This is a genomic window from Pseudofrankia sp. EUN1h (assembly GCF_001854645.1).
GTDB lineage: Bacteria > Actinomycetota > Actinomycetes > Frankiales > Frankiaceae > Pseudofrankia > Pseudofrankia saprophytica.
Map to the genome: position 1 here is coordinate 24,202 of NZ_MBLN01000095.1, position 25,083 is coordinate 49,284.

Here is a 25,083-nt window from a genome sequence, read left to right on the forward strand (position 1 = left end):
GTCTGGGTCGGGGCCCCGGCGGTCTTTCCCCGCGCACTCCGGTTGCTCACGCACACCAGGTTGCTCACGCGCTCCGGTTGCTCACGTGCTCCGGCGTCGCGTACTCAGGTACTGCCTCGCCCGTTCCCGGCGTTGACCACAGTAACCGGCTTCCCCTCGAATCCCGGCCCCGCGGGTACCCGGCCGCGAGGGCCGCCGTCGCCGCCGAACGGTCCGCGCGGATGCGCCGCGAACGGCGGCTACCTGCCTGAGCGACAGGGAAACCGGCTGCGGCAGGCGTCAGGCACAGGCATCAGGCGGCCGGTGCGCCTGCCTCGGGGGTGTCGGTCGTGGCCAGCATCCGCCGGCCCGCCGATTCGTCCGACTCGTCGTCCGAGGATCCGTCGTCGCGGGGCCGCGCGGCCGCGTCCTCGGCCGGCTCGGCCTCCAGCAGCAGGCGACCCTCCGAGAGGACCGCGACGCGGTCGGCCAGCGCGGACGCCTCGCCGGCCGAGCGGGTCGCGTACAGCAGCGTGAACCCGAGCTGGCGGTGCAGCACGCGCAGGTCGGCCGCCAGCCGGACGCGCAGGTCCTCGTCGTCCACCGTGCCGAGCGGCTCATCGAGCACCAGCACCCGCGGACGCAGCACGAGCGCCCTGGCGATCGCCACCCGTTGCTGGTGCGCCGGCGAGAGCTGCGGCGGGCGACGGCGGGCGTAGTCACCCAGCCGGACCAGCTCCAGCGCCTCGCGGACCCGGCGGGCCGCCGCCGCCTGGCCGGCCGGGGTGGCCAGCGCCCGCCCGCGCGACTGGGGTGCGCCACCCCGCAGGCCGAAGGCGACGTTCGCGGCGACGTCGAGGAACGGGAAGAGGCTGTAGCGCCCGAACACCGCGACGACGTGGCGGCGCACGGCCGGCAGGTCGGCGGCCTCCGCCCCGTCCAGCAGCACATGGCCCTCGGTCGGGGCCTCGAGCCCGGCGACCAGGCGCAGCACGGTCGTCTTACCCGCGCCGGCGGGGCCGACCAGGGCGAGCGACGCGCCGGGGGCGACGGTCAGTTCGACGCCGGCCACCGCGGCGGCCGAGGCCCCGGGATGGTGGTGCGTCAACCCGACCAGTTGGATCTGGCCGGCACACCGGCCCGTGCCCTGCGTCATTCGCACCCCCAGGGTCCTGGGACATCCGGTCGAACTGTAGCGAAGTCCCCCAAGTAACCGGATCGTGCCGCCCTGGCGAGCGAGCGGTGCGATCAACCGTCTCCGGCCTTATGCGGGGAGGAATACGCGGGAAGTACGTGGACGCCGGGCCAGCCATGGGCGAACTACGGGTCGCCTACGAGTGCAGCCAGTGGCCGACGGGTCCCGGGATGTTGCGCACGATCCAGAACGCGATGACCAGGACCGGGATCGCCCGGTAAAGCGACGCGGGTGGCTGCGGCAGCCGGACCTGGAAGCCCAGCAGCCGAGCCATGGCGACCAGCCAGCCGACCACCAGGCACGGCGCGGCGACGACCAGCAGGACGTTGTAGTTCGCCGCGTGCCCCAGGTGCCCGTGCAGCAGCTGGTGCAGCCCGCGCATCGAGCCACAGCCGGGGCAGTCCAGGCCGGTCACCAGCTTGAACGGGCAGGTCGGGTAGTGGCCCGGCTCGGCCGGGTCGACGAGGTAGATCATCGTCGAGCCCGCCGCCACGACCGCCGCCACCCCCAGGTAGCCCGCGAGCCGCGCGCGCCGCGACCAGCGGCGCACCGGCCACCCCGGGAGGGCGTCGGCGCCACCCTGGCCCGGGACGGGCACCGAGGCGGGCGCCGAGGCGGGCGTGGCCGCCGAGGGGCCAGGCTGGTCCGCCAGACTCATACTGGCCAGCGTAGACGGAAGCGGAGGGGAGGCGGACGTGATGGACGAGGCCGACAAGACGCCGAGGACCTCGGGCCGGCCGGTGCCGCCCTACGCGGCGCGCGAGGCCGCCGCGGGTAATCCCGACGGACCTGGCTACGCCGGTCTCGCGACGTTCTGTGGCCGGCCCTGGTACGAGACCGAGGCGGAGCTGCTGGCGCGGCGCCCCGACGTGGCGGTCGTCGGCGCCCCGTTCGACGTCGCCACCACCCACCGGCCAGGCGCCCGGTTCGGCCCGCGGGCGCTGCGCGCGCTGGCCTACGACCCGGGCACCTACCACCTCGACCTCGGCATCGAGATCTTCGACTGGCTCGACGTCGTGGACGCGGGCGACGCGCACTGCCCGCACGGGCTCACCGAGGCCTCCCACGCGAACATTCGCGCCAAGGTCCACGAGGTCGCCCGGGCCGGCATCTTCCCGCTGGTGCTGGGCGGCGACCACTCGATCACCTGGCCCGCTGCGACGGCGGTCGCGGAGGCGGTCGGCTGGGGCGAGGTCGGCCTGCTGCACTTCGACGCGCACGCCGACACCGCCGACATCATCGACGGCAACCTGGCCTCCCATGGCACCCCGATGCGCCGGCTGATCGAGTCCGGCGCCATCCGCGGCCGCAACTTCGTCCAGGTCGGGYTGCGCGGCTACTGGCCGCCACCGGACGTCTTCGCCTGGATGCGCGAGAACGGCCTGCGCTGGCACCTGATGCACGAGGTCTGGGACCGCGGCTCACGCGCCGTCATCGCCGACGCGATCGCCGAGGCGGTGGACGGCTGCAAGGCGCTGTACCTGTCGGTCGACATCGACGTCCTCGACCCCGGGTTCGCGCCCGGCACCGGCACTCCGGAGCCCGGCGGGATGAACCCGGCCGACCTGCTGCGCGCCGTCCGCCAGATCGCCCTGGACACTCCGCTGGTCGCGGCCGACATCGTCGAGGTCTCCCCGCCCTACGATCACGCCGAGACCACGGTCAACAGCGCGCACCGGGTAGCGATGGAGATCTTCGCCGCGCTCGCCCACCGCCGCCGCGCCGAGGCCGGAGGCACACCGGACCTGCCCGGAACCGCCCCCTGACCCTGCTTCCCCCTGACTCCATGGTCCCCGCTAGCTGGCCTGACTGTCCCGCTAGCTGATCGGCGGGGAGGCCGGCCGGCCCAGGGCGTAGCAGGCGATGGCCGCGGTGGCGGCGACGTTGAGGGAGTCGACGCCGGCGGCCATCGGGATGCGGATCCGGCGGCTGGCGGCGGCCTGCGCGGCGGCGGAGAGGCCTTCGCCCTCGGTGCCGAGCAGGACGGCGACGCGGGCGTCGGGCGCGAGGCGCAGCGCCGAGAGGTCGGTGGCGTCGGCGGCCGGGGTGAGGGCGAGCAGCTCGAAGCCGCGCTCCGTGAGCGTGGCCAGGCTCGCCGGCCAGGGGTCGAGCCGGGCATAGGGGACCGCGAAGACCTCGCCCATCGAGACCCGGACCGACCGGCGGTACAACGGGTCGGCGCAGCGCGGGCTGAGGAGCACCGCGTCCATTCCGAGACCGGCCGCCGACCGGAAGATCGCGCCGAGATTGGTGTGCGAGACCAGATCCTCGAGGACGAGGACGCGCAGCGCCCAGGAGAGCAGTTCGGCAGGGTCGCGGGCGGGATGACGCCCCATCGCGGCAAGCGCGCCGCGATGCACCTCGAAGCCGGTGATCTCGGCGAGCACGTCCGGCCCGGCCAGGTAGACGGGGACGTCCGGGCCGATCTCGGCGGGGACGGCGTCGAGCCGCGCGGGCGCCACCAGGACCGACCGCGGCGGGTAGCCGGCGCGCAGCGCCCGCTGGATCACTCGTTCACCCTCGGCGATGAAGATCCCCTCGGCCGGCTCCTTGAGGCGGCGCAGGGCGACGTCGGTGAGGGCGACGTAGTCGGCCACGCGCGGGTCGGCCGGGTCGTCGACCGGCACGATCCTCAGCGTTGTCGGGGTGGCCGAGGTCGCCGTCGCCGAGGTCGCCGACGAGTCTGGCGAGGACGCCGGGGAGGCCGGGTACGCCGGGGAGGCCGGGGAGGCCGGGGAGGCCGGCTTCCGCGGATTGCTTGCCGTCATATGGACGTAACCCCAGGCCAGCAGAATCGGCCCTCATGACCGCGCACCCGGACTCCCCCTCGCCTGCCGCCCTGAACGGCCAGCCGGCCGACCTGCTGGTGGCCGGAGCCGAGCTGGTCGCGACCGTCGACACCGAGCGCCGCGAGCTGCCCGGCGGCTGGGTGGCGATCACCGACGGGCTGGTGAGCGGCGTCGGCGCGGCCGGTGATGAGCCGCCGGCGGCCAGGCGCGTGCTGCGCGCCGATGGCTGCCTGGTCACTCCGGGACTGGTCAACACCCATCATCACATCTACCAGAACCTCACCAGGGCCTTCGCCCCGTCCCTGCACGGCACGCTCTTCCAGTGGCTGACCACGCTGTACCCRCTGTGGTCGCGCCTCGACGAGGAGGCGGTGCATGTCTCCGCGTACATCGGGCTCACCGAGCTCRCCCTCGGTGGCTGCACGACGACCACGGACCACCTCTACGTRCACCCGAAGGGCGGCGGTGACCTGATCTCGGCGGAGATCGCCGCCGCCCGCGAGCTGGGCATGCGCTTCCACCCGACGCGCGGCTCGATGTCCCTGTCGAAGAAGGACGGCGGGCTGCCGCCGGACTCCGTCGTTCAGGACCCGGACGAGATCCTCGCCGAGTCGGCCCGGCTGGTGGCGGCGCATCACGACCCGGCACACGGCGCCATGGTGCGGATCGCGCTCGCTCCCTGCTCACCGTTCTCGGTCAGTCCCGAGCTGATGACGGCGACGGCCGAGCTCGCGGAGCGGCTGGACGTCCGGTTGCACACCCATCTGGCCGAGGACCCGGAGGAGGACGACTACTGCCTCGCGGTCTACGGCCGCCGACCCATCGACCACTTCGCCGAGGTCGGCTGGGGCAGCGACCGGTCCTGGGTCGCGCACTGCATCTGCCCGAACGAGGAGGAGGTCGCCCGGCTCGGCTCCTGGGGCACCGGGGTGGCGCACTGCCCGAGCAGCAACATGATCCTCGGCGGCGGCCTCGCCCCGATCCGCGAGTTCCGCGCCGCCGGCGTGCCGGTGGGCCTGGGCTGTGACGGGTCGAGCTCGGCGGACTCGGCGTCGCTCTGGATGGAGGCGCGCAACGCGATGCTGCTCGGCCGGCTGCGGCACGGTTCGGCGGCGATGTCCGCACGGGACGCGCTCGAGATCGCGACCAGGGGCGGCGCGGGCTGCCTGGGACGGGTGGGCGAGATCGGCGAGCTGTCGGTCGGCGCGGTCGGCGACCTGGTCGTCTGGCCGCTGACCGGGATCGCGTTCGCGGGCGCCCTTTCCGACCCGATCGAGGCCTGGCTGCGCTGCGGCCCGGTCGCCTCCCGGCACACCGTCGTCGCGGGCCGCCTCGTCGTCGAGGACGGGACGCCGACCCACCCGGGCGTCGACGAGATGCTGGCCCGTCACCGGACGATCGCCACCGGCATCCAGGCCGCCGTCGAGGACGCGGGCCCCATCCCGGCAGCGACGACGCGCGCCTGACGGACTCTCTCGCCGTGTCGCCGTGTCGCCGTGTCGCCGTGCGCGAGCCCGCCAACGTCCGTCCGGCGGCACACGACCGGTTGATCGCCGCGGGCGTGTTGTCGCGGTCGTGGATCCGACCAAATCGCGACCACGACAACACGCCCGCGGCGATCATGAATTGCCGTGGGCGGGGCATGCCCGCGACGCCGGGGCATGGGTGGCAGAGTCGGCGGAGGTGCCGGGGTGTGCCTGCTTCCGCCTGACCAGTCGGCGCGGAACGCGGGACGAGATCTTGCGGAAGGCGTTGAGATGGATCGGACCGTGACGGCGGGCGCGGCGGGTACGGAACCGCTCGACCTGGCCACCGCGCTCGACCTGCTGCCGAAGGTCGAGCTGCACTGCCACATCGAGGGCACGATGCGGCCGGGAACGGTTCTCGACCTGGCCCACCAGCACGGGCTGGCGCTGCCAACGGAGAACCTCGATGAGCTGTACTCCTACAGCTCACTGAACGAGTTCCTGTCGATCTTCTGGCTGGTGCAGTCGACGCTGGGCGGACGCGACGACTGGGCCCGACTCGGCTACGAAAGTGTGGTCGACGCCGCCGCGCACGGCCGGGTCTACGCGGAGATGTTCTTCACCCCTGCCCGGCACCTCGACTCCGGGCAGCGCCTCGCCGACATCGTCGCCGGCCTCGCCGACGGGATCGCGGCGGCCGAGGCGGAGACCGGGGCGCGGGCGATGCTCATCGCCGACATCGACCGGGCGTTCGGCCCGGCACCCGGGCTCCAGATGGTGACCGAACTGGGCGAACTACGCCGTTCGGGCGCCCCGGGTATCGAGCGGGTTCTCGGCGTCGGAATGGACTCCACCGAGCTGGGGGTCGATCCGAAGTCGTTCGTGAAGGCGTACCGGGCGGCGGCCGGCGCCGGCTTCCGGCTGACCGGGCACCAGGGCGAGAACTCGCCGCCGTCGGCGATCGCCGAGGTCATCGACGTCCTGGGCGCCGAACGCGTGGACCACGGGCTCTCACTGGTGGACGACCCGGAGCTGGTGCGCCGCTTCGCCGCCGAGCGCATCCCGCTCACCGTCTGCCCGAACTCCAACATCCGCATCGCCAACGCGTTCCCCGCGCTGGCCGAGCACCCCTACCCGACGATGCGCGCCGCCGGCCTGCTGGCGACGCTCAACACCGACGACCCGGCGATGACCGACCTCGACCTCGGCTACGAATACGCCTCCGTCGCCGAGGCCTTCGACTACACCTTCGACGACATGGTCACCATCGCCCTCGACGGCGTCGAGGCCACCTGGCTCGACGCGGACGCCAAGCGCGCGCTGCGCGACCGCGTTACGCGGGCCGCCGAGGACCTACGTTCCCGACTGGCTGAGTAGCGTGGCGGCCGGCCGGCCAGCGGCGGCGGCCGCTCACGCCCTCAGCGGTGACTATCGGACACGGGCAACCGTGACGGCCGGCGCGGCCGAGGCGTCCTCATGCGCCGACCAGGCGAGCCCGAACACGACGATGATGATCACCAGGGTGATCATCATCAACGTCCTCACGGCGGCCAGCATCGGCCGCAGGAAGGTCAGGGACAGCGTCCAGAGTGTCCGGATGTGTCGAGTCAGCCCGACGGTAAATGCGATCAGTCCGAAGACGACGACGAGGCCCAGGACGATGCCAGGCCCCTGGTCCTGTGACTGCGCCGCCTGATAGGCGGCTGTCGCGAGATGAATACGACGCGAGGTGTTCACGATGATTTGAGCCCCCGAATGCTCCGTGCTTCCTTGTGTGCGTTGCACTGTTCCGTCCAACAGCGTGCCCGCCGGGATCACCGGCATCTTCTAGTTCGGCTCCATGCCTGCGCTCCAACCCGTGTTCAGACCACGACCAGATATGAGCAAAGCCGCGGACACTGAGCCGCCCACCAACTTTCGATTCGTGTCGATGAGCGACGTCACCAATGAGTACACAGGGCGAATACCCCCGCAGCCAGACGGTCAATTCCGCGCACGCGGCATCGTTGCTGGGAGAAGCCTGGTAGTTCCGGGTTGGGGCCATCATGATCCCAGCCGGAGTTCGACCGATCCGTCGAGAGCCCATCCCGTGTCCGCCACCACCGCACCGGGCAACGGTCAGCCTCCATCGCAGCGCAACCACTCGCTCAAGTGGGGCTCACTCTGAACGCAACCTCGGCAAGGCACATTGGGCTACCATGGACTCCACTGGGATCACCATGGAGGGGGGTGGTCGTGGCTCCCAGACCACGGCGAACTCCTCCGCCCTTGGCACGCCGCCTGAAGGCCCTGCGGACCGCAGGGCCACGCCAGCTGACGCAGTCGAGCCTGGCCAGGTTTCTGCATGTCGGCGAGTCGACGGTATCCAGCTACGAGACCGGCCAGGCCGCCCCCGGAGACGAGACGCTCCGGATCTACGCCACGTTCTTCGCGACCTCTCGATCCCAGTCCAACGGGCAGCTGCGCGTCCTGAACGAGGACGAGCTCTCCGGACCGGAGCGCGAGGAGCGGGACTCCCTCCTCGGCGAACTCCTGCGGCTTCGGGATGGCGCCTCGTCGAGCCGCGCGCAGGGGCGACGAGGCACCTGGGATTTCACGGACGACACCCCGGTCCGACTCGTCTGCGGCAAGATCCCCGCGGGGGACGTCTCCAGCCTTGCCGAGCCGACGAACCCCAATTTCACGAAGCTGCTCACCTACGCGGACCTCGACGCGATGGTGGAGCTCTTCGGCCACATCCGCGCCGAGAACCCGTCGACCGACGTCCGCTTCATGCAGCCCGACGACATGTCGGACGCCGACCTCTCGTATCATGTAGTCGTCCTCGGCGGCCTCGGCTGGAACCAGACGACCGGATCCTTCCTGGCGCTTCTCGACGACCTACCCGTTCAGCAGGTCGACAGCGATGATTTCCCAGACGGCGAGTTCTTCACCGTCAAGATCGACGACGGAGAGCCGCGGCGTTACGTTCCACAGAAATCCAGGAACGCGGCCTTCGGCCTCGTGGAGGACGTGGGTTTCTTCGCTCGCTACCCAAACCCCTACAACTCGGCGACGACCTTGACCATCTGCAACGGCGTACATTCACGCGGCGTCCTCGGAGCCGTTCGGCTTCTTACCAATCCATCGCTGAGCGGTCGCAACGAGGAGTACCTCGCCACGCGCTTTCAGGACGCACTCAAGTACGTCGTTCTCTTCCGCGTCCCGATTAATAACGGAAAGACGGTGACACCCGAGATAGGCAACCCAAGGAACCGGCTCTTCGAGTGGTCTGACTTAGGGTGACCGGCCCGCGACAATCAGGCGGGAGCCGGTTTGCCCTTTCGCTGGGCCATGGTCATTCGCTGGGCCATGGTGAGCGGCACACTGGGCCGGACCACCGCGCCCCGGAGACGGGTCAGGGATCTCGCGAGACCCTCGGGTCGCGTGGACGGCAGAGGGTTCGGGACGCGATCGCAGGCAGCCGCGCCGCCACGACGGGTGCCAGCGTCCGCCAGTTTCCGGACCATCTCGAGTTCCTCAAGGTCTACCAGCCGGACACCGACAGCGCGCCGGACCTACTGGACGCAGTGATCGTCCCGACCGTGAGGCCGGCACGCTTCCTCGACGAGGCGGCCACGATGGCATCCGGCTGCAGCCGGCGTCTGATCGTCCTGTGCAGCAGGGAGGCACGGGCCAGCGAGGTACTGGAGCGTCTCAGCGGCGCCAAGATCGACGTTGTCGCCATCGACATCCCGCCCGGTTACTGGCATGAGACGTTCGATTTCTCGACCGCGGCGGAGGTCTTCATGCGGCTTTCACCGGTGCCGGTACCGCGCGATCTCAGCCTCAAGCGAAATCTCGGGCTTCTCATGGCCCGCCTCGCCGGCTGGAAGAAGGTCGTCTTCATGGACGACGACATCTACGGTATCGAGCCGGGCGGTCTCCTCCGTGCCAGCGCCGCCTTGGACTCGAATCCGATATCCTGTTTCCTCGTCGAGGCCGGCGACGCGGTACACGACCGCCTGCCGACCGAGGACAACTCGGCCGTCTGCCATGCGCTGCGTCTCGCCGGCCGCAAGCAGAACGTCTATGCGAGCGGCTCCGCACTCGGCGTGAACTGTTTCGAGGATCTTTCTTTCTTTCCCAACATCTACAACGAGGACTGGTTCTTCATGCTGCGCGAGACCGAGCGCGCCGCCATCACGCGCGTCGGCTTCGTCAAACAGCGAGAATACAACCCCTACATCGCCGCCCGCGCCCGTTACGAAGAATTCGGCGACGTGCTCGCCGAAGGGCTTCTCRCACACCTGCACCTGGGGATATCGAAACAGCCGGACGTTCGGTACTGGCAACAGTTCCTCGAGGCCAGGCGCGTTCTCCTCMGCGAGATACGCGCGGGTCTTCAGAAGAGCGAGAGCCAATACGCCGCGTCGGCCACGAAGGCGATCAAAGCTTCGCAGAGACAGTTGAGGCTGGTCACCCCGGACGCCTGTGTCGAATATCTCAAGAACTTCGAGAGGGACCGACGCGCCTGGGGACGGCGGCTGGACGCCCTGCCACCGCCCACCCTCGATCTGGAGCAGGCGCTCAGCGACCTGCATCTGCGCTAGCCCCTCCGCCTGCGCGACGCGCCAGGACCCGCACGGCGGGGCACCGGCGAGACGGCCTGGCCCTGTAGGTACGATGACGCAGTCATGACGATCAACGGTGATCCGAGTGATCTGTGGGTACGTGTGATCTATGGGTACAGAGCAGAGCGACGGGGGCGCCGTGGGGCTCGTTGTGGATGTACCGACCGGTCCGGTGCAGCAGACGCGCCCACCGCTCGACTGCGGCCGGCCGGGCGGTGACCTGGCGAGCATGTGGTCCGTCCAGACCCTGAAGAAGGACGACTGGTCCCTGCTCAAGGACGTGCGCATCCGGTCCCTCGACACCGCAGCCGACGTCCTGGCCGGTGACCTGGCGACGTTTCTGGACTTTCAGGCGCATCGGTGGCGGGACCAGATCCGCCACCGCGAGTGGTTCGTCGTTCGCGAGGCGGGTCGGCCGATCGCGGTCGCCGCACTCAACAAGAGCGCTCTCACCGATCCAGGTGAGTGCGCTGTGATTCAACAGCCACATGCCCACATCGAGTCGATGTGGGTGGAGCCGCACCTCCGCAGGAGCGGCATCGCGAGCAAGCTCGTGATAGCAGCCATAGAAGAAGTGGAAAAAGAGGTCAATAAAAGCCGGCTCATTGGCCTCTGGGTTTTCGAAAATAACAGAAACGCCGCCGATGCCTTCGGGTCCATGGGCTTTAAGCGCAGCGGCCAGTATTGCCAGGAGTACCTCGGCGAATCAGAACAGGAACGCCAACGCCCGCCACGTCGCGAATATCACATGCATCTGGACCTCGGTGGACAGGGCGTCGCGAGTCTTCGGAAACGCAGCAGGAAGACCTGAGCAGGCACGCGGCACATTCCCGGCTCCATACGACGGGGCGACTATCGGTTTCGATGAGCCGACGCGTTCGTCTGCGCGACCTCAKGCACATGATCATCGGCGAGACCGAGTGTGAGTGACACCTCGACTGTTGGCGATTCTCCCATTAGCCTTCTAGCCATCGCACCAGTTCATGGCCATCGATCAGATCCTTTCGGGCCACTCGAAAATCCGGACTTCTTCATCATGAAGATCCGGCGTGATAGTCCGGCCCCTCAGCACTCGCACGCGCATGAGAATGCCAAATTCCTTGGAGTCGCCGAACCTGTCCTGGATGTAACGTTCGTTACGTTCCTTCAGATTCCCATCGGTGAGACACCGCACCGAACCCAGCACTCCCCTGGAGTACACGCCGTTGCAGATCGTCAGCGTGCGTGCCCGGTTATACGGATTTGGGGTCCTGACCAGAAGACCGACGTCGTCCCGTAGACCGAAGTCAAGGTCCCCAGAAATGGTCGGAACAACTTTCTCCCGGATGCCTTCCCGGTGGATGACGAAGATTTCCCCTTCGGGATACTCCTCGTCCTCGATCTGCTCGACCGGGAAATCCACCTGACGGCGGTACCAATCCACCGCCTGGTTCCAGCCGAGGCCCCCTAAGAGCACCAGGTGACCGGACATGTCGTCCGACACGACGGCCGACGAGGTCCGGAACCGGACGTCCGAGAGCGGATTCTCCGCCCGGATGTGACCGAACAACTCGACGAGCGAGTCGAGGTCCGCGTAGGCGAGGAGCTCGGTGTAGTTGAGGTTCTTCGTGGACGTGAGATCGGAACGGACCGTCTCCGGCAGGAGGCCGCACACGATCCGTACGTGCGCTCCATCGCCAAAGCGCCAGGTTCCACGGGGAGCATCGGCGCGCGCCGTCGACCCCTTCGAGTCGGGCGCCGCCACGTCCTTCAAGAAGGTGGTCAGCTGCGCCAATAACGCGTCCCGCCCCGCGCGCTCCTCGGGAGTGACCTCCTCCTCGTCGGCCACCCGCGCCTTCCCGTTCTTGTCCGAGCGGGGCGCGGAGTAGACCGCCGCGTACTGCTCCAGTCTTCTGATCGGGATGCCACGCGCGGTGTTCTCGTCGGAGGACACGGTCGCCACCGAGACGCCAAGGACGCTGGCGACCTACGGTTGTGTCAGGCGGGCTTCCTGGCGCAACTCGCGGAGACGACGGGCCAACGCCGAGTTCGACTCCATCACCGGCCCTTCACCCCTTCGGTGTCGACACCGAATTTCAAGAAGATCACAAATGTCGATGTATGGGAAGCGTACCAGGAGGTCGCCACAGACGGCTAAGTTGAGTAGGTGCGCGCTTCCGGGGAGTCACTAGCACCAGATTCGCCTTCCCCGCAGGCTTCGTCGGCATGTTGGTTCTACAGTGTGAGTAACTGGATCGCCTTGAGTTCAGCGAATTCCTTCAGAGATACAGCGGGATTTACTGAACTTCACCAGACGCGACGGAGGTGAGCCTCAAAGAAGCCACGGATGCTTCGGGAGCGCACAGCAGAACACCCCCGGTCTCGTTTGCGGCGAAGTACCGGGGGCGCTCTGTCTCACCCAGGCGGGCTCGGCCCGCCGTCTTTGCGTCACCTCAGCACGGTGCCATCGACCGCCGTAGTGCCACCTACAGCGGCGTCACACCTTTGATGCCAGAAGGCGTCGTACCGCGCGGTAACGCGAGTCCGAACGGGGAGCAATGCCCGCAAAGAACACAGTAGCTCTTGCCCAACAGGCCGTAAATGCCCAGGTAGCCGGGCCCGACGGCCAGGACGGCTCACCCGTCCTGGTTATCGTCGCGGCGGTCGGACTGACTGTCATGATGAGTGCGCTAACCCAGCACATTCGCCGACTCCGGACCCTCGCGTAGGAACTTCTCCGGTTGATGATGACGGCGGTCAGGACTCTGGTGCTGACGCCATTGGTCACGATCTTGATCGTCGTCGGGATCGTCGATCGCCCCACGACGGTGTCTCGGCGCAGCCTCTCGCGCGACCGCCGCACACTCCATCCAGGCCATCTCGCCACACGCACTGCGGTGAGCGAAGACCACCTTCCCTACAGGTCCATAGGATGGCCGCCTCGCCACGGGGCGGCCATCCGCGTGTCTGGCCCAATTCCGTTCACCCAGCCGACCGCGGAATTCAGCGAGCTTCAGCCACCAGGCATGGCGGCGGGCCGCGTCTTCAGCGGTTCAGCTGCGGCGGCCTCCCAGTTTCATGACGACCGCGCGGTCGAGATCCGCAGCGGCCAAGCCGGCCTCGTCCAACAACCCCGCGTCCAGCGCTCGCAGCACGTGCCCGGCCAGCGCCCGGGCGGTAGCCGGCTCATCCGCCACGGCCCCCGCGAACCGGGCCTCCGCATAGGCCGCGAGCCGGGCAAGCGCGGTCGGCAGGCCAGCGAGCAGGTTCGCGGCCACAGCAGCATGCCGGCTTACGAGCTGCGCCGGGTGCAGGTCCCACCCCTGATACAGGCCACGCCGCCAGGCCCGGCTGACGAGCCCGGCGTGCCGGCGCCAGGCGGCCCATACCGCGTCCGTCGACCCGACGGGCAGCAGGTTGGACGAGCCGTCGGCGACGCGGATCCCCGTCCCCGCGGTCACCAGCTGCATGAGTGTCGTGGCGTACTCGACGGCCGGGTGGTCGCTGGCCTGGTTCTCGGCGGCGATCCCGAGCGCGGCCGAGTAGTCGTAGGTGCCCACGTGCAGCCCGGTGACCCGGCCGAGGCCGGCGTCGACCAGCGCTGGCAGTGCGAGCACGGCCGCCGKGGTCTCGATCTGCAGCTCGATGGCCGGCGGGCGCAGGTCGATCCGGGGCACCAGCTCGTCGAGGACGGCGAGGAAGACGCCGACCTGTTCCGGCGCGCTGACCTTCGGCAGGGTGATCACCAGGCCGGGCGGGCCGCCGTCGTCGCCGGCGAGCGCGGTGAGAAAGAGGTCGAGGCTGCGCAGGCCGCGGTCACGCACCGCCGGGTCCAGCGACTTGGGGCGCAGCCCGTAGCTGTCCGGCAGCGCCCCGGCCGCCGAGGCCAGCCGCAGCGCCTCAGCGGCGGCGATGGCGTGCTCGTCCTCCACGTCGTCCGGGCGGATGCCGTAACCGTCCTCAAGATCGACGCGCAGATCCTGGATGGGTTCCATGGACAGGGTGCGCAGCACGTGGGCGTACACGCGCTCGGCCAGCGCAGGGTCCGCTTCGCCCGCCCGGCCGGCCGCGCCACCGGCCCCCCCGAGGCCGGCTCCCCCGAGGCCGATCCCGCCGAGGCCGGTCGCCTCGGCGAGGTCGGCGGGCGAGGGCGCGTGCTCCGCGAGCGCCTCGCGAGCGTTTTCTCCCCATTCGAGCACGACGTCGGGGTGAAGCCGCTCGGCCGACACGTAGCAGGTGTGCACCGGCTGGCGCGTGCCGGGATCGCCGGGGTGGCGCGCCGCGAGCGCCGCGTCCACCGGCGCCAGTGCGGCGGTCAGCCGGCCGAGCAGATGTTCCGACAGGGTGGGCACACCCTCCAGTGTCACCCGACGCGGCCATTCGCTCCGCTCGACGACGAGGAACGCCTGGAAGCGCGGGTGTGTCCGCATGTCAGCTCCCGACGGCCCCCGCGACTCAGGGGCCAGATAGGGGTCAACTGCCCGAGTAGGTCAGCTGCCCCGGTAGGAGGAGAGGCCGTAGGGCGCGAGCAGGAGCGGGACGTGGTGGTGGGCGGCCGGGTCGTCGATCACGAAGGTAATGATCACCTCTGGGAAGAACGCCGAAAGCTCCGCCGTGTCGAACACCAGCCGCCACCGGCCGGCCGCGTCCGCGGGCAGCGAGGCGATCCGGCCATCGCCGTCCGTCCTGGCCTCGGCGACGAGCCTCCAGCCTTTGTGCTGGCCGTGGAAGCCAAGAATGATCTTCTCGAGCCGGACGGCGACCCCGGCCGCGGGGCGTCCAGCACCGGTGTCGAGGACATGCGTGGACAGTGACATCTGGGCCCTCACGATTCGTCGGCGCGCAACGGTGCGCTCTGATGGCCGCCCCCGGAAGGTATCCCGGGCCTGTCGGGGCGAGGTCGGCGCCGGCCGCGGCAACGGACGACGGCCCACCATCGGCACCGGCGTGGTACTTCGTGATGGCCGAAACCGGTCTTCAGCACAGCCGCCCATGGCCGGACACGCCCGTGAGGATCGCGAAGGCCCGCGGCCGACCCGGTGACCTGCGGTTCCGGTGCCGGCGGCTCGACGCGCGGGCTTGGCCGCACGCGTATGCCGACCAGTCCGAGACGGGCCCACGACCACAGCGAGTCGTCTACGTCACCATGTGGCCACTAAGCGGCTAGGATCCGCCGGTAAGTCCAGAATCGAATCCGGACCAGTCAGATCGGCGAAGCCGATCCGGCGGGATCCAGATGCGGAGGTCGGTCGGGACGGGACGGGAACGGGGGGCTGAGCCGGAACAGTCGACGTGGAGTGGGTCGAGGCGGGCAGATGGTGCGTTTTGTCGGTCGCGTGTCTGAACTCGGCCTGCTAGCCGCGCAGTACGCAGCGGCCGTCGCCACCGGCCTGCGGTGCGTGCTCGCCGAAGGGCCGCCCGGCATCGGCAAGACGACGCTGCTCGACTGGTTTCTCGGCGGGCTCGTCGAGGGCGATCTCCCGCCCGGAACACCCAAGCCGACCATCGTCCGGGTCGAGGCCGTGTACGGTGCCCGCACTCATGATCTGGACCTGGCCGACCGGCTGCTGGACCAGCTCACGCGCGTGCCGAAGACGGGCGCCGCCGCGGGCGCGCCGGTTCCAGCCGCGCGACCGGCCGGCGCCGGCAACGGCCCGGCCGCCATGGCCGCCATGGCCGCCCCGGGTCTCGGCCGCCACCACGGCCCCCGGCTGCCGGCTGTCGCCGCTCCGGCCGCCCCGAGCGGGCGGGACATCGACATCGACGGGATGAGGGCCACCGGCACGTTCGAGGCCGACCTCCCCGACGTGGCGGCCGGCGCGGTCGCGGAGCGGATCCGCGAGACCGGCGAGCTGCTCACCCGCGCCGCCGAGCTTTGCTGCGCCGCCGGTCCGATGGTGCTGCGGATCGACGATGTCCACTGGTGCGACGCCCCGTCGCTGCGCGCCATCGGACACCTGCTGCTGCACGGGGGCAGGCTGCCGCTGCTGGTCCTGATCGCCGGCCGACCGCACGACTCCCCCTGGCTGGACGGGGTGCGCCGGCGCGCCGCGGTCGCGGGCCTGGCCTTGGACCTGTCAGGTTTCGGGGAGACGGAGCTGGCCGACCTGTGCGTCGCCCGCGGATTCCCCCCGCCCCCACCCCGCCGGCTGCGCTACCTCGTCAAGGCCACCGAGGGCAACCCGTTGTGGATCAGCAAACTGCTCACCGCCGACGGCGAGGAGCGCTGGGAGGGGATCAGCCAAAGCGCGGTCAGCGCGCCGCGGGCGCCGGAGTCGCTGGCATCGCTGGTCCAGCGCGACCTGGCCGCCTGCCCGCCGGAGGGCCGAGCGCTGGCCGCCGTCGTCGCGGTGCTCGGCCGCAGCGGCGGCCTGACGGACATCGCCACGCTTGCCGGGATCACCGAGCCGGCTCGCGCTCTCGCGCAGGCGGTGCGCCACGACCTGGTCGGCACCGTCGGAGCGCCGCCGGCGCTGCGGGTCGTGCCACCGCACGCGGTCGTCCGGGCGACGATCTACCACGCCGTCGACCTGGAAGAACGGTCCGCGCTGCATCTGGCGGTGGCCGCGGCGTCCGCCGACCGCGCGACCGCGCTGGAGCACCGGGCCGCCGCGGCGTTGACCCCCGACAGCGAGCTCGCCGGCGAGCTGATCAAACTGGCCGAGTCGGAGTCCGCCTCCGGGCGCTACGCCTGGGCGGCCGACCATCTGCTGCTCGCGGCCTCGATCACCCCGGACCGCGCTCAGGCTCGCTCACTGCGCCTCGACGCGGCGATGTCGTTCCTCCAGGCCGGCGAACGCGCCGAGGCCACGGCGGCGCTGGCCGCGGACGACGGTGCCGACGGTCAGAGCACCGACGGCGGTAACCAGGTCGACGGCTCGCCCCGCCAGCTCTATGTGCGGGCGCACCTGGACCTGCTGGCCAACCGGGCCGAACAGGGCGTTCTCGGCTTCATGGCCAGCTGGGAGGCCGCCCGCGCCCGCGGTGACACCGAGACCGCCGCACAGAGCGCCGCTGGGGTCGCGCAGGCCTACATCCTGGCCGGGTTCAACAACGCGGCCCAGACCTGGGCCCGACGGGCGTTCGACGAGACGGGTGCGCCGTCCCCCATGCGGGCGCAGGGGCTGGCGCTGGCCGCGTCGGCGCTTACCGCCGCGACCGGCGACGGCGCACGGGCGCTCGCCGAACTGGCCGCCGGCGAGCGGCTGCTCGACCCCACTCCACACACCCACATGACGATCCGGGTGGGCCGCGGCGCGGTGCGGCTGTGGTCCGGGGACCTGGAGGGCGCCGTCGCGGACCTGCACCCTGAGACCTACACCCCGCAGGATCCGTTGCACCAGCGCTTCATGGGGATGATCCACTACACGGAGGCGGCCTTCCGGTCCGGGCGCTGGGAGGAGTCGCTCGCCTGTGGCCGCGACAGCATCACGCTCGCCGAGTCGGCCGGGCACCTCTGGGGGCTGCCGGTCGTCCACGCCACGGCCGCGCTCGTCCCGGCGGCGCGCGGCGACGCGGCCACCGTCGGTCGGATGCTGGCCCGGGCGGCCGAGTACGACGTCGAGGGCGTGGCGTCGATCTGCGGCTACCGCACCACCACCGCCGCGCACCTGGCCGCGGCGCTCGACGACCCGGACGGTGTCGTCGAAGCCTGCTCGCGGGTCGCGGCGCTGGCAAACCCGGCGGGCGCGCGCCCGCCCGGTGTCTTCGAGTGGCGTCACCTCTACATCGAGGCGCTTTCCCGGCTGCGCCGGTTCGCCGAGGCCGAGGCCGAGCTTGCGAGCCTCGATGCCGACGCGCGTACCCGCGGCTCGGCGGTGACGCTCGCGCTCGTGGCCAGGGCGCACGGCGTCCTGCTCACGGGCCAGCGCCGCCACGACGAGGCGGTCGCGCTGTTCGAGAGGTCGGCCGCCGAGTCCGACGCGCTGGGCATGCCGTTCCCCGCGGCCCAGGCCCGGCTGCGCGCGGCCGAGGTGCACCGGCGCCGGCGCCGCAACGCCAAGGCGGCGGCCGAGCTGACCGCCGCGCTCGACGTCTTCGACGCGCTGGGCGCCGCGACGTACTCGCGCCGGTGCCGCGAGCTGATCGCCGCCCTGCGCGGGCGGGCGGCGGTCAGGACCGCTCCGGTCGCCACCCACCCGGGTGATGCGCCGCCGATCACCAGGGTGGCCGCCGCGGCCGCTGTGGGGAGCGGCGACGCTCGCGCGAGTCCGGGGCCGGCGGCCGGCGGGGCGGGCGGCCGGCCACTGACGGACCGAGAACAGGCACTGCTGACGAGAATCCTGCGTGGGGACGACTTCGAGTCCATCGCCCGGGAGCTCTACATGTCGAAGGGGCACGCCGAGAACGTCGCCCGGGAGCTGTACCGGATGCATGGCGTCACCTCCCGCGCGGAACTCGCCGGCATCTACCTGGGTCTGCGCGGCTCCAGCGACCCCCCGCTCTTCCCGCTGCCCACCTCGCCACCGCGCCGGGATGAGGCAGCCGAGCCCCGGCCGGCGCCACCGCCAGCGGACAGCCCCGGCGGTGCCCCGGGCCGCTGACCGCCGCGCCCGGCCGCCGCGCCCGGTCGTTGAGCGTGGCCGCGATACGTGGCCGGCTATGCGGCGGCCCCGTGCCGGACCGCCGCATAGCCGGCACCGCACCGCACCGCAAGCGGCGGCGAGGCGGTCCTCCACGACCCGGGCCGTCACCTCCCGTATTTTTGACGGACCAGGCCGTGGAGATCGGGCGCCCGGAGGAACGACCCCCCGACGACCGTCCGGGCTGCACCACAGCTGATGCTAGGGMTCCCGAGGAGCCCACCGACAGTGGAAAATCCCATGTAAGGCAAGGCCTTCCTCGAGCGGTGTCTTGCCGTCCCAGGCCCAGGACCGCGCTGCCTCCCGGGGAGGCCGCCTCCTTCGTCAGGAGCCCGTAATCAGCCGGTGCAGCCGCATGGCGGTGATCTCCGCCTGCTGGCCGGCTGCCACCCGCAGCTCGCGTGCCGGGTCGTTCTCGAGGCGCTCCCGCAGTAGGGAAAGCATCTCCTCGGCGCTCCGTCCCGCTGCGCGGATGAGGAAGATGTAGCCGAAGCGCTCCTCGTAGGCCGCGTTGCCCTCGGCCATCGCGGCGCGGACCTCGGCGGCCGCCGAGTCCATCGCCGCCTGCTCGCGGCGCGGGGCGTCCAGGCCGACGACGGTCGCGCGCGCCGAGGTCGGCGGGGCCGACGCGACGGCCGGGCGCTCGCCGATCCGCGGGTGCGCGGTGAACGCCTCGAGCCACGCCGACTCGGTCAGCCGCCACCACTCCTGCTCGGCGACGGCGAGCAGCTCGTCGAGGGTGCCGAACGGCCGGCGGGCGACGACGGCGTCCGCCCAGTCCTCCGAACCGCAGCAGGCGAGCAGCTCCTCCTTGGCCGCGGCGGGCGAGAGCGCGTCCAGCCAGCGCATCGCCAGCGACTCGCGGCCCCGCTCGGTCGGTGCGCCGAGCAGGCGCAGCCGGGCGAGACCCCCGTCGGGGATCGCGTCGACCCGCACGTGCGTCGCCTCGATCGGCGTGTCGAGGTCGAACAGGTGCCTGGTGTTCGGCTGGGTCCTGGTCGGTGGCAGCATCGGGCGCCAGTCGGTGATCACCGAGACGTCGTCGGAGGAGGACAGCTCGGGCGCGTTGGCCGCCCAGAGCGCGACGGCGCGCGGCGCGTTGCCGCGGAAGTGGCGGGTGTCGACCTCGGCGCGCACGATCCGCCCGGTCGTCGCCAGGCGGATCACCGCCCAGTCGTAGCCGGGGGTCCGCCGGCGCCGGGTCTCCCAGCCCTCGCCCATCACCCGGGCCTCGCCGGAGGCGTTGAGGTTGTGCCGGTCGCCGTAGTGCATGTCGCTGGCGGCGACGACCACGCCGCCGAGGTAGGTGGCGGCCAGATCGGAGGTCACCCGGTCGAGCAGCCGCGGGTCGGGCACGACCTCGCCGTGGGCGCGCAGCCGGGCCACGCCGCCGTCCGGGTAGATCGTCAGCCGCAGGTGGGTGATCCGGAACCGGCCGGAGCCCTCGACGGGCAGCACGTTGACCGAGTCCGCGTTCACCGGGGTGCGCGGCACGAGCGTCACCCACTGGACCGACTCGTCGAGCAGCTCCTCGGGCGCCGGGTAGCCACCGACGGTGGCGCCCTGGATCTCCACGGCCTCCGGCGCGTTGCCGGTGAAGTGGGTGGTGTCGACGGTGATGGCATGCACGATGCCGGGCACGCCGAGGCGGACCACGGCCCAGTCGGCTCCCGGCAGCACCCGGCGACGCCGGGTCTCCCAGCCGTCGGTCCACTGGCCGCGCTCGGTGAACACTCCCGGTCGCACGATCGGCGGCTCCGGCAGCAGCATCCGCTCGGCGAACGCGAAGAACTCGTCGTTGACAGCAACCACCGAGCCGCCAAGCCGCGCGCCGGCGAGGTCGACGAGATTGGTCAGGTCGGGGGCGTCAGCCATCCGGGGTATGTCCTCTCCCTGCGTCACCCAGCCGTATGCCCGGGTGACGCGTGCTCAATATCTGTCCGTCTTCTCGGGCAGCGAACAGGGTCATCCGGCTCGGGTAAGGAGGTGGCCGCGCGGGGGGCGGCCGCCGTCGACCCGCTGGCCGCGCAGGTAGGTCGCGCGGACGATGCCGTCCAGCGTTCTTCCAGCGTAGGGGGTAATCGGGTGCCGGTGGGCAAGCGTCGCGACGTCCACCACAGCGGACCCTTCCGGGTCGAACACCACGAGGTCCGCGTCGGCGCCGACCGCGATCCGCCCCTTGTGGGCGAGCCCGGCATGGTCGGCGGGCCCGGTGGCCACCCAGCGAGCCAGCTCCGCCAGACCGTGGCCACGCCGGCGGGCGCCGGTCCAGACCGCGCGCGGGCCGAGCTGGACGGAGGCGATGCCGCCCCAGGCGGCACCGAAGTCGCCGGTGTCGACCGCCTTGACGTCCGGGCTCGCGGGCGAGTGATCGGAGACGACGCCGACGAACAACCCCTCGGCCAGGCCGTCCCACAGGCGCTCCAGGTTCGCGCGCTCCCGGATCGGCGGAGCGCACTTGAACTCGGTCGCGCCGTCCGGGACCTCCTCGGCGGTGAAGCTGAGGTAGTGCGGGCACGTCTCGACCGTCAGCGGCAGCCCAGCGTCGCGGGCGGCGAGCACGTCGTCGAGCGCCCCGGCCGCCGCCAGGTGCAGCACGTGCAGCCGGGCGCCGGTCCCGGCGGCGAGTGCCGCGAGCGCGGCGACGGCCTCCGTCTCGGCGGCCGGCGGGCGGGAACGCAGCCAGCTCGCGAACGCGCGCCCGGCGGCGGGCGGCGCCGCCTCCAGCACGGTCGGCGACTCGGAGTGGACGACGGTGAGCGCGCCGAGCCGGGCGGTGTGCCTCGCGGCGGCGGCGAGCGCCTCCATCGACACGTGCGGGAACTCCTCGACCCCGGACGGGGCGAGGAACGCCTTGAAACCGAACACGCCGGCGTCGTGCAGCTCGGCGAGGTCGCGGACGTTGGTCGCGTCGGCGCCGATGATCCCGCCCCAGAAGCCGACGTCCACCGAGATCTGCCCGGCCGCCACGGCCCGCTTGGCCTCGAGCGCGGCCACCGACGTGGTCGGCGGGATCGAGTTCAGCGGCATGTCGATGATCGTCGTCACGCCGCCCTCGGCCGCGGCCCTCGTGGCGGTCGCGAAGCCCTCCCAGTGGGTGCGGCCCGGCTCGTTGACGTGCACGTGCGCGTCGACCGCACCGGGCAGCAGGGCGAGGTCTCCGAGGTCCGTGACGGCGGCGCCGGGGCTGGTCTCGTCCGGGCCGGTGATCGCGGTGATCCGCCCACCCGCGACGTGCACCGCGGCGGCGATCACACCGCGCGGCGTCACGACCCGCCGTGAGCGCAGCACCTCTACTCGTTCCGGCAGCGCGAGCGCCGGCGCGGCTGGCTCAGTCGCCATCGTCCTCCCATCCTGTGTCACCAGTGGCCATGTCACCAGTGGCCCCAGCCGGGTCAGCGGGTGACGGCATCACCAGGTCCGCCGGCCGGACCGGGACGCGGCGCAGGTCGCGGCCGAYGGCCGCCCGGATCGCCGCCACGACCGCCGGGGTGGCCGTGCCGGTCGGCGCCTCGCCGACCCCCTTGACCCCGTACGGCGCGTCGGGCTGCGGGTAGGTGACCGCGACGAAGTCCAGGTCGGGCACGTCGGCGATGGTCGGCAGCAGGTAGTCGTGGAAGGTCGGGTTGACGACGACGCCGTCGACGGTGACCAGCTCCTCCATCACCGCGACGCCCAGGCCCTGCGCGGTGCCGCCCTCGACCTGGCCGAGCAGCGACAGCGGGTTGAGCACGGTCCCGCAGTCCTGCGCGAGCGCCAGCGACACCACTCGGACCAGCCCCAGGTCGAGGTCGACGTCGACGACCGCGCGGTGCGCCGCCGCGGCGTAGGCGACGTGCGCGTCGCCCTGACCGCGCTCGTCGAGCGCCTCGGTGCGCCGGTGGTGGTGGGTGTACTCGGCCTCCACGGGCCCGTCCGCGAGCGCCTCGGCGAGCGGGATCCGCGCGCCGACCTCGGGCCCGATGATCTCCCCGTCGCGCAGGCTGAGGACCCGGCGAGGCGCCTCCAGCACCGACGGCGGCAGGCCCAGCCCGCGCGCCACCCTGGCGAGCAGCCGGTCGGCGACGGCGGCGCAGGCGCCGCGTACCGCTCCGCCGCTCATCCAGGTCTGCCGGGAGGCGCTGGTGGAGCCGGCGCTGCCGACGGCGGTGTCCGCCGGGGCGAGCACCACCTCCTCGACGGCGAGCTCGGTGCGCGCGATCTGCCCGGCGATCGTGACGAAGCCCTGCCCGACCTCCGCGCAGGCGGTGTGCACCCAGGCCCGCGGGACACCGTCCGGCCCCATCTCCAGGCGCGCCCGCGCCACCGACGAGTCGTCGAAACCCTCGGAGAACAGCAGGTTCTTGATGCCGAGCGCGTAGCCGACCCCGCGGCGCACCCGGGACGGCTCGGCGCCGGCCGGCCGGCCGCCGGGCAGCGCGAGGCCGCTGCCCACGCCGGGGGCCGCCGGGTCGAGCGGCGGCGGAAGCGGGCGGGCGGCGACCAGCTCGATCAGCTCGCGGGCCGGCATCGGGCCGGGGATCGGCGTCCCCGTCGGCAGGATGTCGCCGGCGGCGAGCGCGTTGCGGGCCCGCAGCTCGACCGGGTCCATCCCGAGCCTGTCCGCGAGCCTGTCCATCTGCGCCTCATGCCCGAAGGTCACCTGCGGCACGCCGAAGCCGCGCATCGCCCCGCACGGCGGGTTGTTCGTCCGGACGGAGGCGCCGTAGAGGTGGGCGTTCGGCACCCGGTAGGGCCCGGCGGCGTGGGTGACCGCGTTCGAGATCACGGCTCGCGAGCTGGACGCGTACGCCCCGCCGTCCAGGATGACCCGGGCCTGGACGGCGACCAGGTCGCCATCCCGGGTCGCCGAGTGCCGGAACCACATCCGGGCCGGGTGGCGGTGCGGGTGGCCGAGGAAGCTCTCGACGCGGTCGTAGGCGATCCGCACCGGCGCCCCGGTGGCCAGCGCCAGCAGCGCGCCGTGGACCTGCAGGGTGACGTCCTCGCGCCCGCCGAACGCGCCGCCGACACCGGCCAGCGTGAGCCGGACCAGCTCCTCCGGCAGCCCGAGGCAGGCGGCGATCTGCTCCTGGTCCGAGTGCAGCCACTGGGTGGCGACGGCCATGTCGACGCCGCCGTCGGCGGCGGGCGTGACCAGCGCGGCCTCCGGGGCGAGGAAAGCCTGGTCCTGCATGCCGAAGACGTACGTGTCCTCGACGACGACCTCGCCGACGAGGTCGGGGGTCTCGCCGTGGCGGATGTCGATCTGCCGGTAGAGGTTGGGGTGGCCGGGGTCGCTGAACGGGGCGCCCGGTCCGTAGCCGGGGCTGCCCGGATGCAGCGGCTCGGCGCCGGGCGCGATCGCCAGCTCCGGGTCGGTGACCGGTGACAGCGGCTCGTAGTCGACCTGGATCGCCGCGAGCGCGCGCCGGGCGCAGCGGGCGTCGACGGCGGCCACGGCCGCGACCGGTTCGCCGGCGTAGCGGGCCTCGGTGGCGGCGAACACCGGCTGGTCGGGTCCGATCAGCCCGAAGGTGGCGACCCCGGGGACGTCGGCCGCGGTCACGACGGCGACGACGCCGGGGATCCGCAGCGCGGCCGAGGTGTCGACGGCACGGATCCTGGCGCGCGCGTGCGGGCTGCGCAGCGTGCGGGCATGCAGCATGCCGGGCAACGCTAGGTCCCCGGCGTAGGGGAAAGTGCCCGTCACCTTGGCCGGCCCGTCCGGGCGCAGGGTCGACCGCCCGATCCCGCCCCGCCCCGGCGGCGGCGGCGGTGCGATGCTCATCGCTCTCCCGCGCGATCAGCGTCCGAGCGGCCGGCGGCGCGACCGCCGCCCTGGCCCGCCGCGTCCGCCGCGTCCGCCGCGTCCGCCGCGTCCGCCGCGCCTGCCGCGCCTGCCGCCAGCTCTGCCTGGACGGCCCTGACGGCGGCGATGATCCGGCCGTAGCCGGTGCAGCGGCAGATGTTGCCGGCCAGGGCCTCGCGCAGCTCGTCCTCGTCCGCCTCCGGACACCTGCCCAGCAGGTCGGTGACGGCGACGACGAAGCCGGGCGTGCAGAAGCCGCACTGCACCGCGCCATGGCGCAGGAAGGCCGCCCGCACGGCGGGGGCCAGCCCATCGGCCGGCAGGCCGGCGAGCGTCGTCACCCTCGCGTCGACGGCGTCGGCGGCGAGCGTCGCGCAGGCGGCGACCAGCCGGCCGTCGAGCAGCACCGAGCAGGACCCGCAGCGCCCCTGCTCGCAGCCGTCCTTGACGCTGGTGATCCCGAGCCGCTCGCGCAGCACGGTCAGCAGGGAGTCGCCGAGCCAGGAGCCCGTCACGGTGCGCAGCCGGCCGTCGACGTGCAGGCGGTACGGCCGGGTGACCGGGCCGGCCTCGGTGGCCTCGTCGGTGTAGCCGATGGCATCGCCGCGGCGGCCCGCGCTCCCTCGGTCGAGCACCCGGCGGGCAGGCACGCCCCCGCCGGGACCGCCGTCCTCGTCCGTCCCCACGGC

General features: G+C 72.0%; 18 protein-coding genes. 7 read left to right on the forward strand and 11 right to left on the reverse strand.

Annotated features, from left to right (window positions below):
* Nucleotides 1-292: 292 nt before the first annotated feature.
* Together BCD49_RS36005 and BCD49_RS36010 are read right to left on the reverse strand one after the other, a co-directional pair.
* Complete coding sequence (locus BCD49_RS36005) at nt 293-1,135, reverse strand: ABC transporter ATP-binding protein (RefSeq protein ID WP_007515215.1); 843 nt, start codon at nt 1,133-1,135, stop codon at nt 293-295.
* Between the two features lie 175 nt (nt 1,136-1,310).
* A complete protein-coding gene (locus BCD49_RS36010) occupies nt 1,311-1,832 on the reverse strand; it encodes a DUF2752 domain-containing protein (protein ID WP_007515214.1) in 522 nt (173 codons plus the stop codon).
* A gap of 40 nt (nt 1,833-1,872) precedes the next feature.
* Between BCD49_RS36010 and speB the strand changes: the two genes are divergently transcribed.
* Nucleotides 1,873-2,940 carry an agmatinase gene (speB, locus tag BCD49_RS36015; RefSeq protein ID WP_007515213.1) on the forward strand — a complete coding sequence of 356 codons (1,068 nt, stop codon included), beginning with the start codon at nt 1,873-1,875 and terminating at the stop codon, nt 2,938-2,940.
* A 51-nt stretch (nt 2,941-2,991) separates the two neighbouring features.
* Here speB and BCD49_RS36020 read toward each other — a convergent pair whose 3' ends face one another.
* Nucleotides 2,992-3,942: a TrmH family RNA methyltransferase gene (locus tag BCD49_RS36020; protein ID WP_007515212.1), complete on the reverse strand. Its 951-nt coding sequence runs from the start codon at nt 3,940-3,942 to the stop codon at nt 2,992-2,994.
* Between the two features lie 35 nt (nt 3,943-3,977).
* Here BCD49_RS36020 and BCD49_RS36025 point away from each other — a divergent pair, with 35 nt between their 5' ends.
* On the forward strand, nt 3,978-5,429 hold the full coding sequence (locus tag BCD49_RS36025; protein ID WP_071042408.1) for an 8-oxoguanine deaminase: 1,452 nt from the start codon (nt 3,978-3,980) through the stop codon (nt 5,427-5,429).
* A 291-nt stretch (nt 5,430-5,720) separates the two neighbouring features.
* Nucleotides 5,721-6,806: an adenosine deaminase gene (add, locus tag BCD49_RS36030; RefSeq protein ID WP_007515210.1), complete on the forward strand. Its 1,086-nt coding sequence runs from the start codon at nt 5,721-5,723 to the stop codon at nt 6,804-6,806.
* Nucleotides 6,807-6,857: 51 nt separating this feature from the next.
* Here add and BCD49_RS36035 read toward each other — a convergent pair whose 3' ends face one another.
* A complete protein-coding gene (locus BCD49_RS36035; protein ID WP_007515208.1) occupies nt 6,858-7,253 on the reverse strand; it encodes a hypothetical protein in 396 nt (131 codons plus the stop codon).
* Between the two features lie 444 nt (nt 7,254-7,697).
* Between BCD49_RS36035 and BCD49_RS36040 the strand changes: the two genes are divergently transcribed.
* The 3 genes from BCD49_RS36040 to BCD49_RS36050 all read left to right on the forward strand — a co-directional run bounded on the left by BCD49_RS36040 (nt 7,698) and on the right by BCD49_RS36050 (nt 10,853).
* Nucleotides 7,698-8,714 carry a helix-turn-helix domain-containing protein gene (locus BCD49_RS36040; RefSeq protein WP_232794242.1) on the forward strand — a complete coding sequence of 339 codons (1,017 nt, stop codon included), beginning with the start codon at nt 7,698-7,700 and terminating at the stop codon, nt 8,712-8,714.
* Nucleotides 8,711-10,021 carry a glycosyltransferase gene (locus BCD49_RS36045; RefSeq protein ID WP_071042409.1) on the forward strand — a complete coding sequence of 437 codons (1,311 nt, stop codon included), beginning with the start codon at nt 8,711-8,713 and terminating at the stop codon, nt 10,019-10,021. The genes BCD49_RS36040 and BCD49_RS36045 overlap by 4 nt, the downstream gene beginning before the upstream one ends.
* A gap of 130 nt (nt 10,022-10,151) precedes the next feature.
* Complete coding sequence (locus BCD49_RS36050; RefSeq protein ID WP_007515205.1) at nt 10,152-10,853, forward strand: GNAT family N-acetyltransferase; 702 nt, start codon at nt 10,152-10,154, stop codon at nt 10,851-10,853.
* A gap of 183 nt (nt 10,854-11,036) precedes the next feature.
* Here the strand turns inward: BCD49_RS36050 and BCD49_RS36055 are convergent, their stop codons facing one another.
* The 3 genes from BCD49_RS36055 to uraH all read right to left on the reverse strand — a co-directional run bounded on the left by BCD49_RS36055 (nt 11,037) and on the right by uraH (nt 14,838).
* Nucleotides 11,037-11,975 (reverse strand): hypothetical protein, encoded by a 939-nt coding sequence (locus BCD49_RS36055; protein ID WP_007515204.1) that lies wholly within the window; start codon nt 11,973-11,975, stop codon nt 11,037-11,039.
* 1,099 nt (nt 11,976-13,074) lie between these two features.
* The gene (locus tag BCD49_RS36060; protein ID WP_071042415.1) at nt 13,075-14,373 is read right to left on the reverse strand and encodes a DUF6986 family protein; all 1,299 of its coding nucleotides are present in this window, start codon (nt 14,371-14,373) and stop codon (nt 13,075-13,077) included.
* 138 nt (nt 14,374-14,511) lie between these two features.
* On the reverse strand, nt 14,512-14,838 hold the full coding sequence (uraH, locus tag BCD49_RS36065) for a hydroxyisourate hydrolase (protein ID WP_007515202.1): 327 nt from the start codon (nt 14,836-14,838) through the stop codon (nt 14,512-14,514).
* Nucleotides 14,839-15,336: 498 nt separating this feature from the next.
* Between uraH and BCD49_RS36070 the strand changes: the two genes are divergently transcribed.
* Nucleotides 15,337-18,564, forward strand: a complete 3,228-nt coding sequence (locus BCD49_RS36070) for an AAA family ATPase (protein ID WP_007515201.1) — start codon at nt 15,337-15,339, stop codon at nt 18,562-18,564.
* A gap of 363 nt (nt 18,565-18,927) precedes the next feature.
* On the opposite strand, the gene BCD49_RS36075 is transcribed toward BCD49_RS36070, so the two are convergent.
* The 4 genes from BCD49_RS36075 to BCD49_RS36090 form a co-directional block, all read right to left on the reverse strand.
* A complete protein-coding gene (locus tag BCD49_RS36075; protein WP_007515200.1) occupies nt 18,928-20,478 on the reverse strand; it encodes an allantoicase in 1,551 nt (516 codons plus the stop codon).
* 90 nt (nt 20,479-20,568) lie between these two features.
* On the reverse strand, nt 20,569-21,945 hold the full coding sequence (gene allB / locus BCD49_RS36080) for an allantoinase AllB (protein WP_007515198.1): 1,377 nt from the start codon (nt 21,943-21,945) through the stop codon (nt 20,569-20,571).
* Nucleotides 21,935-24,373, reverse strand: coding sequence for a xanthine dehydrogenase subunit D (gene pucD / locus BCD49_RS36085; RefSeq protein WP_071042410.1), 2,439 nt, complete (start codon nt 24,371-24,373; stop codon nt 21,935-21,937). Before pucD ends, allB begins: the two co-directional genes overlap by 11 nt.
* Nucleotides 24,370-25,080 carry a (2Fe-2S)-binding protein gene (locus tag BCD49_RS36090; protein ID WP_425343329.1) on the reverse strand — a complete coding sequence of 237 codons (711 nt, stop codon included), beginning with the start codon at nt 25,078-25,080 and terminating at the stop codon, nt 24,370-24,372. Before BCD49_RS36090 ends, pucD begins: the two co-directional genes overlap by 4 nt.
* Nucleotides 25,081-25,083 lie beyond the last annotated feature (3 nt).

Excerpts from the sequence above, each read along its gene's own strand:
- allB (WP_007515198.1), bottom strand. The coding sequence starts at position 21,945 with ATGGCGACTGAGCCAGCCGCGCCGGCGCTCGCGCTGCCGGAACGAGTA.
- BCD49_RS36070 (WP_007515201.1), top strand. The coding sequence starts at position 15,337 with ATGGTGCGTTTTGTCGGTCGCGTGTCTGAACTCGGCCTGCTAGCCGCG.
- BCD49_RS36035 (WP_007515208.1), bottom strand. The coding sequence starts at position 7,253 with ATGCCGGTGATCCCGGCGGGCACGCTGTTGGACGGAACAGTGCAACGC.
- BCD49_RS36020 (WP_007515212.1), bottom strand. The coding sequence starts at position 3,942 with ATGACGGCAAGCAATCCGCGGAAGCCGGCCTCCCCGGCCTCCCCGGCC.
- BCD49_RS36005 (WP_007515215.1), bottom strand. The coding sequence starts at position 1,135 with ATGACGCAGGGCACGGGCCGGTGTGCCGGCCAGATCCAACTGGTCGGG.
- BCD49_RS36050 (WP_007515205.1), top strand. The coding sequence starts at position 10,152 with ATGGGTACAGAGCAGAGCGACGGGGGCGCCGTGGGGCTCGTTGTGGAT.
- add (WP_007515210.1), top strand. The coding sequence starts at position 5,721 with ATGGATCGGACCGTGACGGCGGGCGCGGCGGGTACGGAACCGCTCGAC.
- BCD49_RS36010 (WP_007515214.1), bottom strand. The coding sequence starts at position 1,832 with ATGAGTCTGGCGGACCAGCCTGGCCCCTCGGCGGCCACGCCCGCCTCG.
- BCD49_RS36075 (WP_007515200.1), bottom strand. The coding sequence starts at position 20,478 with ATGGCTGACGCCCCCGACCTGACCAATCTCGTCGACCTCGCCGGCGCG.
- uraH (WP_007515202.1), bottom strand. The coding sequence starts at position 14,838 with ATGTCACTGTCCACGCATGTCCTCGACACCGGTGCTGGACGCCCCGCG.